Genomic DNA, 14,174 nt, shown 5'->3' on the forward strand with positions numbered 1-14,174 from the left:
TTTTCCGCTACAGTAAAGATTAGCTGCTGACTAATAATCTGCCCCAGAATAATCTGCCCCAGTTGCTAGAGGGTTGCTGATTGATTTGCGAAAATGTCTAGAAAATCCCTGTCAAGCTACCCACAGCCTTTACCCTCAGCCACCAAACCCCTTGAGCTAGGTAAACGAAAGTCGATCAGACCGAGGGGAACTTTTAGACGACGCCTAAAATACATATATTGGCGCTTAGTTCGTATGCAAGGAAAACCAGAAGCGATCGCACGAGGTTTAGCATGTGGTGTGTTTGCTGGGTTCTTTCCGCTGTTTGGTCTCCAGTTAATTATAGGGATTTTGCTGGCGGTACTATTGCGAGGTAACAAAATAGCTGCTACTGCTGGAACTTGGATTAGTAATCCCTTGACTTATGTACCGATTTTTGCATTCAACTTTCACGTCGGTGAATGGCTACTGAACCAGGATGAATTGGCTAATGTGAGTTTCCAATCTTGGCAGGAATTTACAGAATTGGGGTCAGAAATTATCCTAACCTTATTCGTTGGTTGTTTCGCAGTTGGATTGGTCTGTGCTGTGGTTAGTTATTGGTTGAGTGTGCAGCTGATCCATCGATTGCGGACAAATCGTTCCTTGCAGCATCAGAAAAAGCGATGTTCTCGAAGAGCCGCTACGGGAACGCACCGCATTGAGCACTATAGTTGTGAATCCTCAGTGCTGAGTACTGAGTCCAAGAGTGCTAAGTACTGAGTGCTAAGTAAGACTTCATACTTCACACTTTATCCTTCACACTTCATATTTCATCCTTGATAACAGCCACGGCAATCAAATCCTCAATTTTTTTAATAGTGGTATCCCCTGCTAAGTAACCAATACCTCTATGAAGGTGAAGGCGAAACTGATTCGCTAGGGTTTCTTGTTCCAAACTTAAGCCATCGTTATGGCAGCGTTGTTTGAGAGCAATCAGGAGCATATCAGCCATATCTCCTGCCATAACGCTCCAAGTGAGTTCGACGTTACTATCGGCAGGTATGGGAACCGGAGAGGGCATTGTCGGTTCGGCGAGGGAACGGCAGATTGCCCAGCGACAAAGAACATGCCACTGAGGGATTTTGGTTTGACGTTTGAGTTTAATCAGTTGGTCTTTGGCAGTTTGGGAAAGTGTGATCTGGTTTATTGGCGGTTGCATGAATAAATTAATGCTTAATTGCTTCAACTATTGATTCAAATATTGCTTCACCCTTTTTGGGAAAAGGTTAAAGGTGAAAGGTAGAAGGGAATTTACTTACCTTAAGTGATCGTCTTATCTGACGTTGATCTTTATTGAATCTTTACATTAATCTTCACCTAGTTAATTATACATTTAATCAAGCTCTATGGGTTTTCACCTAAAATTTTTTCAGTAGAATAAAAATTTTGCTGTTTACTACTACTCAACTAAAAAAGTGATCAATGTCTAATGCTGGCGCTGTAATTCTTGTCATGGGAATTAGTAGCGGCTAAAAGCTTTGCGCTCCTACAACGCCAGCTTGGGCGATGACTTGTAACATTCTCGAAACTGTTTCGCGTGCTTTTGATCATGAAAACAATCTTCGGTACACCGGGTGACGACATAATTTCAGCTAGCGGTGGTAACACTACTATTTTCGCTAGCACTGGCAAGGACGATCTTACCGTTTTCCAAGGGGGGAATAATACCATCTTCGCCAATGAAGGCAATCAGGGTGATCGGGTTAGCCTAGGTATGGGCAGCAATAATACTGTCTACACAGGCGTTGGCGATGATGTGATTACAGTCTTTGAAAGTAATGAGAATTTAATCTTTGCAGGGGAGGGGAATAACCAAATCAGCCTGGTTAAAAGTGACAACAATCAGATTTTTGTTGGTGCTGGGGATGACACAATTTTTACGGAAAGGGGGGATAATGAAATCTTTGCTGGTGAGGGGGATAACGTTATCACTACTCTCTTTGGTGACAATATCATCTACATGGGCACTGGGGATGACACAATTACTACTAAATTTGGTGATAATGTTATCTTCGCAGGAGAGGGAGATAACCTGATCGATGCTCAATCCGGTAACAATACGATCTACGCTGGCAGTGGTAATGACCAAATTACGACTGGCTTCGGTGATGATTTAATTTTTGCCGGAGTTGGCAATAATTTTATTAGTGCTGGCATCGGGAATGATACTGTTTTCGCTGGCAGTGGTATTGACGAGTTTTTGCTGTTAGAGGGTGAGGGAGCAGTTACTATTCATGGCTTCCAATCAGGTCAAGATGTCTTCCAAAATAATGAACTCAGTTTTACTGTTTCCGGAAATAATACCTTGGTATTTGCCCAAAGTGGTGATATTTTGGCAACCTTAATGGATGTACAACTATAGCCATCTGAATATCAAGATTCAGCTATCAGTACTCAGCAGTCACTAGAACTTTTTAGGGCAACTTGGCGTCTTTGATAGCAAATACCGATGGGATTTACCTCCATGTACATTCGTAAAACTGTCTTCGCCATTGCCCTATTGATTAGCCCGTTATTGATTACTGCTGGCTGCTATAATAATACAAAAGAGTTAGTTGAAGAACCACAGTTACTGTCAAAACCTCTTACCATCCAGCTAGTCCCAAATACAGACAAAGCAATTACTGCTGGGGAAACTGTCCAATTCGCTTTTAAAGCTGTTAGCGAGCCTGTCAATATCTTAGAGCCGATTCCGTTGAGAATGACTGTCTACCTACCAGATGGTAACCAAAAACAACTCATGGTCGATTTACAAAGTCCAGTTGTCTATTACCCTTGTGATCCTATACCAGGGGAAGACGATTCTTGTAACTATCCGAGGGTGGGTTTGGATCCTACTGCGGATCCTAGTCAGCCCTATCAACCAGGCCCTAGCATTACCTTGGAGCAAGAAGGAGAATACAGGATTACGTTAGACCCTGTCCCAGAAGCACTCCAAGACAAATTGCATGCAAAGTCAACAACATTTATGGTCATGCCGTGACCTGTTCTGAGTAGAAGTAACCCGATTCCACGGTTGTCCGATGTTTTGCTGGGTCATAATTTAGCAAATACTGTTGTGCGATCGCATCAGCGTCTCGTAATTGTTTAGCTTCGACCTTACCAATTTCGGTATCTGTAGACAGCAGAATCACCTGATGGGAGGCGGCGGGGAAGTAACGTTCCACTAGGTTGCTACGATGGGATGAGTCCAATCGTCCGAGGGGGGTATCAATGGCTACGGGTAGATTACGTCCAGAAACACGGGCGAGTCCCCACAATAATGCGATCGCTAATAATTGCTTTTCCCCAGCGGATAGACGATGTTTCGGTACAAGTTTTCCTTGTAGGTCGTACAGGGATAAGCTGAAGTTGTTGGTGTCGATGGCAACTCGATGGACTAGGTCAGATTTATGGAGGAGATAGAGGAAGCATTCGGTTACCTCATGCTCTAATTTATTCAGTTTTCTTAGAGTTAACTGTTCCCGGAAAACCTTAAGGCTCTGTTGGACTTTAGCAGATGCTGTAAGCATATGCTGATCATTTTTGCGGTCAATGGTTTCTTCACCATACCTGGCTAAGTCTTTTTTAGTTTGTGCGATCGCATATCCTAATTTATCGCAGCGGCGTTTGGCGATTTCGTAAGCTGCTTGAGCTTGAGCCAATTCCGTTTGTGCCTGTTTTAGTGCATCTTCGAGTTCTTGATAGGATTCCGGAGGAGCAGCTGTTGCTAGTTGTCTTTTAGTGGCATTAATATCTGCTTCCAGATTTTGGCGCTTAACTAATTGCTCTTCAGCTAATTGCTTTTGAGTTGGTTGGTAGTAAGTCAGGAGATTAGTTAGGGAATGAAACATTTCTTCCTCAGCTCCTAACCAAGCGTCTTTACCCTCTCCAGCCTCTTGCTCTATTTGTTGATTTTCTTTTCCCAAGAACGCTTTAATTTTATCAAATTTTTTAGCAGGCAACTTCAGAGCAGTCAATAAATCTATCAGACGTTGATCACGCTGTTGTAAAATATCTCTAGCTAGTTTTGCCTGTGATGCCCGCGATTCTTTTTCTGCTTGAGCTTGAGCTTGGGTGAGTAGGGGTTCAATTAACGATAGAGGCAAAATACCAGCTGCTAATTCCCTCATCTGTTCACGAATTTGTTCAGCTTTAGTATTGTAGTTATGGAGTTGACTCTCTAGTTGGTTCCGTTGGGCTGCAATTTTGCCACCATCACAGACAAATTTATCAAACGCTTGTTGCTGTTTTTCTCTGGTTTGTTCTAGCTGCTCTTGAGTAATCGCTAACTCTTGTTTAGCTAGTTCATAGTCTGATTGTTGAGAGGAGAGCTTTTTTTCGATATCTTCTAAATTAGACAGTTGCTGTTGATTCGCCATAGATTTACGTTTGCGCGTCACTAAAATATCAAGGTCAATGGCTAAGCGGTCAGCAAGTTCTAGACCAAGTAATGATCGAATCGCTTCCACAACAACCGGGGGTGGTGCTTCCACTTCTGCTAGTTCTTTAACCTGTTCCCCATCAAAAAGAAATAGGTTTGATATTCCTAAGGGCAAGAGATTTTCAATGTACTCGTCCCAAGTATTGGTTAGGGCAGAATCCAGCCAGTCTCCCTCTAAAATGCCTAAGTTATCCTTACCATCTTTCGGTTTTTTTGTCCAATTGCGTACAATCCGATACTCCATGGGCTGGTCGTTCTCGATATGTTCAAAAACTAATTCCACTCGGGTGTTGTCAATAGGTAAGGCATTGCGATTGACTGACTGAGTTAGAAAGTCGCTATAACTCAAATTGCCACGGGTGGAACATTGAGCGCGGTGTCCATATAAAGCCAGACGAATCGCATCCATCATAGTGGTTTTGCCACCACCATTCATACCACCGACTAGAATAATAGGTCGAGAGTTATCATCCCTTTTTGGACAGAGATTGATTACCTGACGCCCGAGATAGGGTCCAAAGTTTTCTAGGACAAGTTCAAGGAAAATCACCAGTTTCTCAAGTACGAAGTTGATTACAAAGTTTATACATAGATCGAGAACCACAAAATAATAACTGTTTATTGGCCTTTATAGCATTTTTTCAATAGGTGAGGTACCTTTGGAATTATAGAGATTAGGTAATAGGGAACATAGAAAAAATCCTGTGTACCTCATAACTATGATAAACGCTATATTTGCTGTTAATCGTCGAAAGTGAAACCGTTCAGAGTTAACGTTCGATAATTAACCCTAAAATGATGAACCGGGCAGCTTTATAAATTCCTCCTCTTCTGGAGTATTAATCCGACCAAGGATTTTATTACGATGGGGAAAGCGACCAAAACGTTCAATCACTTCTAGATGACGATAGGCATAATTAATTGTACTGGCACTATCGGGATCATCCTTAAGAGTCGAGAATAATTCAACACAGTAGCGCTGATGTTCGAGATTTTCGCTATGCTCAAATGGTAAGTAGATAAACCAGCGCTGGACTGGTAACAGTTCTTTGTCAAAGGCTCGATCAACAGCATACTGGGCAGTAGACAAGGCTTTGGAATCAGTAGCAAAAGCTTGGGGTTGACCCCGAAACATATTACGAGGAAACTGATCAAGTAAGATAATTAGCGCTAGGCAGCTATAGGGTGATGTTTGCCAGTTATCTAACTCCCCAGCCACCGCTTGTTGATAGATGTCGAGGAAACGCGATCCCATTTCTTGGTCAAAGTCTGGGTTCTTAGTAAACCAGACTTTACGGGATTTGCCATAATCGAGTTCATCCGGCTTACCAAACCAGAAATTTAATATCTGATTGGAGCTATCCAACGCCTGTATCATAAGTTACTAGAGTTTTAAGGATTACGAATTGTGGACTGGAAATTTCAAGTTTGCCCAAGCCAGCTGCTTGACAGTGTCAACATCCCCTTCATCAGCAGCTGTTTTTAAATCTCGTTTCAAGTGAGCATTAGCGATCGCATCTTCTTTAGACCGAGAACTAGTGTCAAAGCACCGCTCCAAAGCCTCATAGATCCCAATACGACGAGACCTAGTCACATACTGGCGTTCTGTGTCTAGCAGTTTTGCCATTAGTTCGAGATGCATAGCATCATTGTCACAGATTTCTTCTAAGACCTGCCACTCATCACCACCAAGCAAACGATTTTCAGCGCCAGGACGGATGTCTTTGAAGGGTTCGCCAGTAACTTCTTCATAGATGCGGGGCAAACTATCATCAAATTCGTGTTTTTCTTCTAGCCAGATGCGACGAATCTCACTAAGTTCCTCTTTACTAATCAACGTGATGTCCCCCATATTTTCTGGACAATTCTGACGAACGTCAGTTTCAACAGTAAGCAATCTCCTCAGCCAATACTCCCGTGCTTCTTTGGTATAAGGACCAGGAATCGGCTCAACAGATATTTGTCCATCTAAATTCCGTTCATACAGTTGGACATTACCATTGCTACGTCTAAAATCTCGTCGCTCACGGTTTTCTCCAGGCTCCAACTCCTTGCGCAAATCCAGTAGAGGTTCCAGCCATTCCTTTTCTTCGTCATTATCAATCATTGCTGTCAGGGATTTATCCTGACTCACCAGTGTACAAACCCAGCAACCAAAACGAGAGCTACCACAACTAGGAGTAGAGGTATCCACAACTAATGGACATTCGTTATCAGCACTAGCCCCTCGATACATAGCAAATAAGTCTTTATTGCTGTATTCCCAGGGGTTTTGCCATTGCATGAGATAGAGCCAAACCTCATCATTTTGCCAATCTTCAATGGGGCTATAAACCAAGGAGTTTGGTAAATTCATATTAGGAGTTAGACGAGCACGTACTCGTTTAGCTTCCATTTTTTTCATCCGTCTTGCCCGTTGTTGGCTTTCAGCTTTGCGAGTGCCTAAAACAACAATAGCCTCTCCACTAGATCGGATAACATTCCGAATAAAACGGTTAGAGGGTTTAATTTTCAAACGTTCAGTACACCAGCGAAATTTACCCCGTGGAGCTGGGTAACCTTTACCAATTAAACTTACCCAGTAGGTTTCTTTAACCTCCGGTTGTAAGAGATGGGGTTCAAAGGGCAATCCTTGAGCTTCAGCTGCCAACTTAATCTGTTTTAGGGAATTGCGAACCCAAGCTGAAACAATGGGATTCTCTACTAACGTGTCTGTAGTGATGACATAGATAGTCTTAGTTCGCTGTTCTGGTGGCAGAGCTGCGATCGCATTCCATACCAGCTGTAGAGTTGCGGTGCTATCCTTGCCACCACTATACCCTATAACCCAGGGAATTGCATCCAAGCAGTATAACTGTTGAATTTCAGTGGTTAGAGCAGTAATCTCTTCCACCAGCTCAGCCACAGTGCGATTTTTTGGCTTATTTTCTGAGAGTTTGACCTGATTCATCTGACTTCACGGGAGTAGGGAAACCCCCTCTAGGCAAGAGCGGGGTGCTGACTCTCTGCTAAGACAAGGCTTGACAGATTAGTCCTTTTTTCGAGCTTATCCCAAGTTTTGAATAAAATTTCTTGACAGTGGATCTAACGTTTTTCTTCCTAAAATGGTATGATTAATAGTTTTACTCTATCGAAGCCCGAGTATAGGGAAATAAGCTAATTTGATCCTTAAAAACTTGTGCTAGTCTTAAAAATATTTATCGTAAGCATATGCGCTACGCGCACGCTACGCGAACAGCCATCAGCGGTCAGCCGTCAGCTAAAGGCTCATGCTACGGGAACAGCTTATAGCAATTCTCTATGCCATGAGGTACAAAGGGATCCCCCTAAATCCCCCTTATCAAGGGGGACTTTGAGGTTGAAAAGCGTACCTCATAAATCCTAGAAACGCTATATTTTATTCAAAAGCACCGATTGCGCTACGGGCACGCTGTGCGAACAGTAGCGTGGCACAGGCTTCGACGCTGGGAGGTAGCGCATTAGCTGATAGCTGATAGCTGAATGCTGATAGCTAAATGCTGATAGCTGATAGCTGATAGCTGATAGCTGATAGCTAAATGCTGATAGCTGATAGCTGATAGCTGATAGCTGATAGCTGAATGCTTACTATTTATCGATAGCTTCTACAACGCAGCATTATGGGTTTAAAACTATGGTGATCAAAAGTGCAAATCATCCCAATGACCTGGCCAAGCAAATTCTTGAACAAGAAAACCAAGATCGACAGGCGCTGGCGTTATTGCTCGATAGGCATCTGGCTAGAAACGATCAAATCTTGGTGCAGAAAACTCACATGGGCACTACAGAGGCATTTATTGGCTCAGTCACTCTGGAATGGTTAGCGATTCGGGTTCGCTACGCTTCCCAACTGCCGCTATTTCAGCAAAAGTTTGATCAACAAACGAACAATATCGTCAGAGATGCCGATACTATAGAAGCGCTTCAGCAGCGTCCTCTTGATTGGTCACGTCAAGCTGCTCTGGCTCAATATCTAGCAGCCCGCAAAACTCACAAGTTTCCCCCAGTCCTGGTAGTGCTTAGCTCTGGCTGGGTAGATAATGCCCAGGCTGCTCACTGGGATAAGAATCAACGCGCTCTCCAGTCGGCAGCTGAGTTCACCAGTTTAGATAAAGATGGCACAGTCGGACTGCTTGATGTTTCAGACCATGTTTCAATTTTTGCCTTAGACGGTCAGCATCGACTGATGGGAATCCAGGCTCTGATGGAATTGATTAAAATCGGTACGCTCCAGAAATATAGCAAAGGCAAAAAGCCAATCGGCTCCCTGATTACAGTTGATGACTTGATGGAGGAGTATCACATCTCGCCAGGTTATCTGCAAAGTCTAGCCACAGAAAAAATTGGTATTGAGTTCATTCCTGCTGTGGTTCAGGGAGAAACTCGTGAAGAAGCACGGCGACGCATCCGCTCGATCTTTGCTCACGTTAACCTGATGGCAGTAAGGTTGAGCAAAGGACAACTAGCGTTGCTCAATGAAGACGATGGCTTCTCAATCGTTGCTAGAAAAATTGCCATGAGTCATCCTCTGCTGAGGGAGATGGAAAATCGTAATCCTCGGGTTAATTGGGATAGTGCTACGGTTTCAGCTAAGTCAACAGTCTTGACTACTTTACAAGCTCTCAAACATATATCTGAGCTGTATTTGGGCTACCAATTCCCTCACTGGAAACCTTGTGAGAAAGGTCTAATTCCCATGCGTCCTGAAGATGAAGAGCTAGAGATGGGAACTAAGACATTGACAGAGCTTTTCGACTATCTAGCTAGTTTACCCAGCTATCAAAAGCTCGAACATGGAAAAGAAACACCTCAACTGCGTCGGTTTAACCATGAAAGGGGTGGAGGAGAAGGAAACATGCTATTCCGTCCAGTAGGACAAATCGCCCTAGTTCAAGCTTTGGGTATTCTAGTATTTAACCAGGATTTCTCTCTCAAAACCATCTTCGAGAAACTTCAAAAATACGATGGTTCGGGTGGCTTTAGTCAGATAGATCACCCACAATCCCCTTGGTACGGCATTTTGTATGAGCCAAATCGAAAGCGAGTACTAGTTTCTGGACGAGAGTTAGCCTGCAAAGTGATGTTATATCTTTTGGGTGGTGTTACAGAGCGTATGGAACGTGCTCAACTGCGCATAGCTGTAGCTAATGCCAGGAGTGTTAGCAAAGATCAAGCGATCAGCTTTGAGGGCAAGTTTGTGAAACCGAAGGAGGTAGGATTACCACCTCAGTTGTAACGGAATTACTAGACTTCTTGCAGAAGTCGGGAACAGGGAACAGCGATGCAGCGCGGTCTTGGGGGTTTCCCCCATGAGCGACTGCATCAAGACGGGAACAGGGAACAGTGGACAAGAATTGACCCAAAGCGATGCAGAGGTGCGACCCGTGGCGAATTTAATTCGCCTACGGAAAGCGCACCATTACGGTCTTGGGGAGGCAGCGCGGTCTTGGGGGTTCCCCCCATGAGCGACTGCCGTGGTTTCCCCCAGGAGCGACTGCATCAAGAACACTATCAGAACAATACTTTTGCAAGAGGTCTACTAAAATTAGCAATTACATCCCTGACAAATCCATTGCCGGGTGCATCTCATATTTGCTATTTGACCTGATGGGTGGAACGGGCATCAGGGGTGGAACGAGCATCAGGGGTGGAACCGGCATCTTGCCCGTTTCAATTCCCGGGCAGCAACCCAACACTGCTGAAGAGGCAGAAAATCACGGCGAGCTCTTGGGTGGTGCGTTACGGGCAGCAACCTAACACTGGCGCTCGGTGTTGAACATGATGGCAAGCCCGCCCCTAACGCACCCTACTGGACTGGCACAGCTAAAATAGTGCAATAGCTTTTTCAGCTAAACCCTTGTTAAAACTAGATCATGGTATTTTTATAAAGCAACATTTAAGGTGTGCCAGTCCACTACGCACCTACTGATTGCTGACAGCTGACGGCTGACAGCTGACGGCTGACGGCTGATAGCTGATAGCTGAATGCTGACATTACAAAAATCGACTCAAATCAAACTCCTGTTGCTCATTTTCTATAGATTCTTTCTTCTTATACCTATCAGTATTTAAAATTAACAAAAGTCGCTCGGAATAGTCTACTGCTCCCCGCAACTCATTGCGCAAAATATCAAGCCCTCCATTGGCATACTCCTCAAAAATATAGATGCGTTTTTCCTCAGACTCTTTATCGATAGAAGAGAGAATTTTAGTATCTTTAATCTCAGCGATCGCAATTAATTTAATTACTACCTCATATCCCCTTGAGACAAAAATTTCCAATCCAATCGGACCAGGTTCTCGTTTAGAAATTACCTTCAGGGGCGATCGCTTTTTACGCTTTACTCCTAAAGCAGCTGCAAACACCATCACATCAGCATAAGTCTGAAACGGTCCGGTTTTTCCATCGGAAGCGGTTAGGTCTTTCACCAAAGCCGCCTTATCTTTAGCAACCCTGATTCTGTTTCCAGCCATTGTCTTGGTATCTAATTTTAGTAAATCTTATGCACAATCCTAAGCGCAAAAAGCGTAAAGTGCGGTAATCTATGGATTATACCATATTTATCCCTGAAAACTCCCTTACCTAGCAATAAGCCAACCTTTTACGAACTATGAAACCCAGTAAGCTGTCAAGAAAACTAAACATGAAGAAACGTAAACGAATAGCCTCTTTAGGGATCTTAAATGAATTGTGATAATTTTTGATGCCATATTGCCTGTTCCCAGATCCGCTGTTCCCTGTTCCCTTTGCTATTAGAGATCTATTGCTTGATGTTTCATAGAGTAAGGTAATAATGATGAAGACTTGTAAACAACCAGTTTATGTGAGTGCGATCGCAATCCTACTTTTACTGACTAACCTATCCTGTTCCTCCCCCGACCGACAAGACCCCCCAATGAAAACCAAGGATCGTGCAACGGTAGTCGTGAAAACGATTGAGGAGGCAAACACTGGCATTTCCAAGCAAGATCGAGAAACTAAATATTGCAAAATGGCTTGTTCTAAATTTGTCTTCTACCGTGGCACTAACCAACTATTTTGGAAAGATTTCGCTGGGGATAATCGCCTCAAGGATTTTGGAAATGCCAAAACCAAGATTTGGTTATCGGGGGATATGCATGCCGAGAACTTTGGGGCATATGATAATAATCGAGGGGAAATCGTTTACTCACTCGATGACTTTGATGATGGAATTATTGCCGATTACCAATATGATGTCTGGCGCATGGCAGCTAGTTTAGCATTGGTCGGTCGTCAGAATGGTTTGTCTGCTGAGGAACAGAACAACGGGATTGATGCCTTTAGTGAGTCCTATCTTGATACTATGGCCTCCTATCGCGGTAATGATCGTGAACTGGAGACTTACTTCACTAAAGACAATACTTATGGGAAGTTGGATGACTTCCTAGAAGGAGTCGAAGCCAGCGAAAGCCGCCAAAAAATGTTGAAAAAATGGACAGAACTGGACCCAAATCAGCGTCGCTTCAATCTATCCAAGGTTAAGTTAGGCAAACCTACTGCTTCCGAGGGACAGGATATTGAGAATGCGATCGCAGATTATCAGAAAACCTTGACAAAAAAGTTTAAATATGATAAAAACTACTTCCGAGTCAAAGATATTGCGCAACGTTTACTGGCTGGCACTGGTTCCTTAGGAATACCACGCTATTATCTCCTGATTGAGGGTGAGACCTCTTCCCAGGATGATGACCGGATCTTGGACATTAAATTCCAATCTTCCCCTACTGCCTATGATTACCTGAGTCAGCAGGAACGGGAAAAGTATGATAAAAATTTTAACAATGAGGGTCAACGTCATGCTTTAGCCTATCGAGCCTTAACCAAGCACACCGATAATCACCTGGGCTGGATGAAACTTGGGGATGGGTATTACTCAGTGCGAGAGCGATCGCCATTTAAGGAAACCTTTGATATCACTGAGCTAACCAAAGAGAAACGTTTTGTTAAGCTAGCTGAACAATGGGGTCAAGTGTTAGCAACAGCTCACGCCCGAGCTGACAAAGATTTTGATGCTGCCTTAGTGCCTTATTCCATAGACAAACAGGTGGATGAGTTGACTGACGGTCGCCACAAGGAGTTTCGGCAATTGGTAAGGGAAGTGGCTTTGACTTATGCTGATCAAGTTGAGAAAGACTATGGTTACTTTCTCGAAAAGCTGAAACCCAATAGCTGCTCTAGCGGCACTTGTGACTAATCGTTTTAGTTTAATTGGCTTTGGTAAAATATAATGCGTTGATATGGCACAGGGGGAAGGTTAAATAACAGGATAAGCGGCAAAGGGATGGTCGCGAGCTAGTCCCTATAACCTATAACCTCTAACCTCTAACCTAGAAACAAAACAGCTACATACCTTATATTTAATCACATGAACGGTAAGAAAGACGGTTTTTTAAGCGGGCTTCAAATTTTGGTGTTTTTTATCTTAGCCCTTGCCTTTCTGGGATACCCAATCGAATTCAGCTTACTATTTGGTGGCATTGGCGCTTTCGCCGGTGGTTTGATAGTTGACTGGTGGCACCACCCAGACAAACCCAGGGACTCACAACCCCAGCAAGCAGAGTATACCGAGGAAGGTAGTTCTGACTTAACGGGCATCCGTTTAGCTGTACAAGAACGACAAGCTAGAGAAAAGAGCCGCTCAGAAGGGTCACTCAATCCTATTAGTAGATTTTTTAGACGTTAAGCAAGAGTAATTAATTATTGCTTATTGGTCAAAAGAAAATACCAAGAGATTTAAGCTAGGGCTAATCTAGAAGAACTTGCTTTGGATTGAGTACTTTCCGACTTAGAACTAAAATCTAACATGTTTCTATTTCTCTCAAAGCTATTGCCACTCTTTCTGTATCCCTTGGGCCTGGCTTGTGTGCTACTGGTAGTAGCTTTAGTAATGTCGTGGCGCAACCCTCGCTGGGTTCCGATACCGGTGGCTTTAGCATTAATTGTGTTGTTGGTCTCAAGTAATACTTGGGTGACTAACAGCTTAATACGCTCTCTGGAGTGGCAATATATTCCTAATTCAGAATTACCTGAGGCTGATGCGATTGTGATCTTGGGGGGAGCGACTAAACCACCTTTTCCACCACGACCTACTCCAGAAGTGGATGAAGCAGGCGATCGCGTTCTCTATGGTGCTCAGCTATACCGTGAAGGGAAAGCTCCCTGGGTGATTCCTGCTGGTGGTCGGATTGTTTGGGGTTCCAGTAGTAATAACTCTAGCCAACGACTTTCTTCCGAGTCTGGTCAATCCTCACAACGGTTGGCTCCTGAATCAGAAGACATGGCACAGATTCTAGAAGACCTGGGTGTTCCAAGAGCCGCTATCATTCAAGAGTCTAGGTCTTTAAACACTCACCAAAATGCGGTCAATGTGCGGAAAATTTTGGATCAGCGGGATTTTCCCAAGGTATTATTGGTAACTTCAGCCATCCATATGCCTCGTTCTGTCCTAGTGTTCCGGCGTCAGGGTATTGATGTGATCCCAGCACCAACAGATTTTCTAGTGTCCCAACATGAACTGGATGAACCTAGCAGCAGTAGTCAAGCTGCTTTGCTACATTCTCTGCCAAATGCTGAGCAATTGTCTAGGATTACCCGTGCTATCAAGGAATACATTGGTATAGTCGCTTATCGCATTCGTGGTTGGGTATGACATTATTGCTGAAATATTATCCTTGATTATTTGCCTAGTTA

At 43.7% G+C, this 14,174-nt stretch carries 13 protein-coding genes; 8 read left to right on the top strand and 5 right to left on the bottom strand.

What is annotated here, in order from left to right; genetic code table 11:
* The first annotated feature begins 93 nt into the window (after positions 1 to 93).
* Positions 94 to 741, top strand: a complete 648-nt coding sequence (locus tag F6K38_RS11770) for a DUF2062 domain-containing protein (protein WP_081431929.1) — start codon at positions 94 to 96, stop codon at positions 739 to 741.
* A gap of 43 nt (positions 742 to 784) precedes the next feature.
* On the opposite strand, the gene dndE is transcribed toward F6K38_RS11770, so the two are convergent.
* A complete protein-coding gene (gene dndE, locus F6K38_RS11775; RefSeq protein WP_008189434.1) occupies positions 785 to 1,180 on the bottom strand; it encodes a DNA sulfur modification protein DndE in 396 nt (131 codons plus the stop codon).
* 390 nt (positions 1,181 to 1,570) lie between these two features.
* Between dndE and F6K38_RS11780 the strand changes: the two genes are divergently transcribed.
* Together F6K38_RS11780 and F6K38_RS11785 are read left to right on the top strand one after the other, a co-directional pair.
* Positions 1,571 to 2,383: a calcium-binding protein gene (locus F6K38_RS11780; protein WP_008189435.1), complete on the top strand. Its 813-nt coding sequence runs from the start codon at positions 1,571 to 1,573 to the stop codon at positions 2,381 to 2,383.
* Positions 2,384 to 2,485: 102 nt separating this feature from the next.
* Positions 2,486 to 3,004 (top strand): hypothetical protein, encoded by a 519-nt coding sequence (locus tag F6K38_RS11785; RefSeq protein ID WP_008189436.1) that lies wholly within the window; start codon positions 2,486 to 2,488, stop codon positions 3,002 to 3,004.
* On the opposite strand, the gene dndD is transcribed toward F6K38_RS11785, so the two are convergent.
* The 3 genes from dndD to dndC form a co-directional block, all read right to left on the bottom strand.
* Positions 2,994 to 4,994 (bottom strand): DNA sulfur modification protein DndD, encoded by a 2,001-nt coding sequence (gene dndD, locus F6K38_RS11790; protein WP_008189437.1) that lies wholly within the window; start codon positions 4,992 to 4,994, stop codon positions 2,994 to 2,996. The genes F6K38_RS11785 and dndD overlap by 11 nt on opposite strands.
* 240 nt (positions 4,995 to 5,234) lie before the next feature.
* Positions 5,235 to 5,822 carry a DUF924 family protein gene (locus F6K38_RS11795; protein WP_287356649.1) on the bottom strand — a complete coding sequence of 196 codons (588 nt, stop codon included), beginning with the start codon at positions 5,820 to 5,822 and terminating at the stop codon, positions 5,235 to 5,237.
* A gap of 21 nt (positions 5,823 to 5,843) precedes the next feature.
* Complete coding sequence (gene dndC / locus F6K38_RS11800) at positions 5,844 to 7,394, bottom strand: DNA phosphorothioation system sulfurtransferase DndC (RefSeq protein WP_008189442.1); 1,551 nt, start codon at positions 7,392 to 7,394, stop codon at positions 5,844 to 5,846.
* A gap of 702 nt (positions 7,395 to 8,096) precedes the next feature.
* Between dndC and F6K38_RS11805 the strand changes: the two genes are divergently transcribed.
* Both F6K38_RS11805 and F6K38_RS11810 read left to right on the top strand, forming a co-directional pair.
* Positions 8,097 to 9,698, top strand: coding sequence for a DGQHR domain-containing protein (locus F6K38_RS11805; RefSeq protein WP_008189444.1), 1,602 nt, complete (start codon positions 8,097 to 8,099; stop codon positions 9,696 to 9,698).
* Between the two features lie 73 nt (positions 9,699 to 9,771).
* A complete protein-coding gene (locus F6K38_RS11810) occupies positions 9,772 to 9,927 on the top strand; it encodes a hypothetical protein (protein WP_154659945.1) in 156 nt (51 codons plus the stop codon).
* Between the two features lie 529 nt (positions 9,928 to 10,456).
* On the opposite strand, the gene F6K38_RS11815 is transcribed toward F6K38_RS11810, so the two are convergent.
* The gene (locus F6K38_RS11815; protein WP_008189451.1) at positions 10,457 to 10,936 is read right to left on the bottom strand and encodes a DNA phosphorothioation-associated protein 4; all 480 of its coding nucleotides are present in this window, start codon (positions 10,934 to 10,936) and stop codon (positions 10,457 to 10,459) included.
* A gap of 320 nt (positions 10,937 to 11,256) precedes the next feature.
* Here F6K38_RS11815 and F6K38_RS11820 point away from each other — a divergent pair, with 320 nt between their 5' ends.
* The 3 genes from F6K38_RS11820 (at position 11,257) to F6K38_RS11830 (ending at position 14,133) form a co-directional block, all read left to right on the top strand.
* Positions 11,257 to 12,678 (top strand): DUF2252 domain-containing protein, encoded by a 1,422-nt coding sequence (locus F6K38_RS11820; RefSeq protein ID WP_287356651.1) that lies wholly within the window; start codon positions 11,257 to 11,259, stop codon positions 12,676 to 12,678.
* A 213-nt stretch (positions 12,679 to 12,891) separates the two neighbouring features.
* Complete coding sequence (locus F6K38_RS11825) at positions 12,892 to 13,167, top strand: hypothetical protein (protein ID WP_287356653.1); 276 nt, start codon at positions 12,892 to 12,894, stop codon at positions 13,165 to 13,167.
* 120 nt (positions 13,168 to 13,287) lie between these two features.
* Positions 13,288 to 14,133: a YdcF family protein gene (locus F6K38_RS11830; protein WP_008189461.1), complete on the top strand. Its 846-nt coding sequence runs from the start codon at positions 13,288 to 13,290 to the stop codon at positions 14,131 to 14,133.
* The last annotated feature ends 41 nt before the right edge of the window (positions 14,134 to 14,174 follow it).

The organism is Moorena sp. SIO3B2 (genome assembly GCF_010692525.1).
GTDB classification, from domain to species: domain Bacteria; phylum Cyanobacteriota; class Cyanobacteriia; order Cyanobacteriales; family Coleofasciculaceae; genus Moorena; species Moorena producens.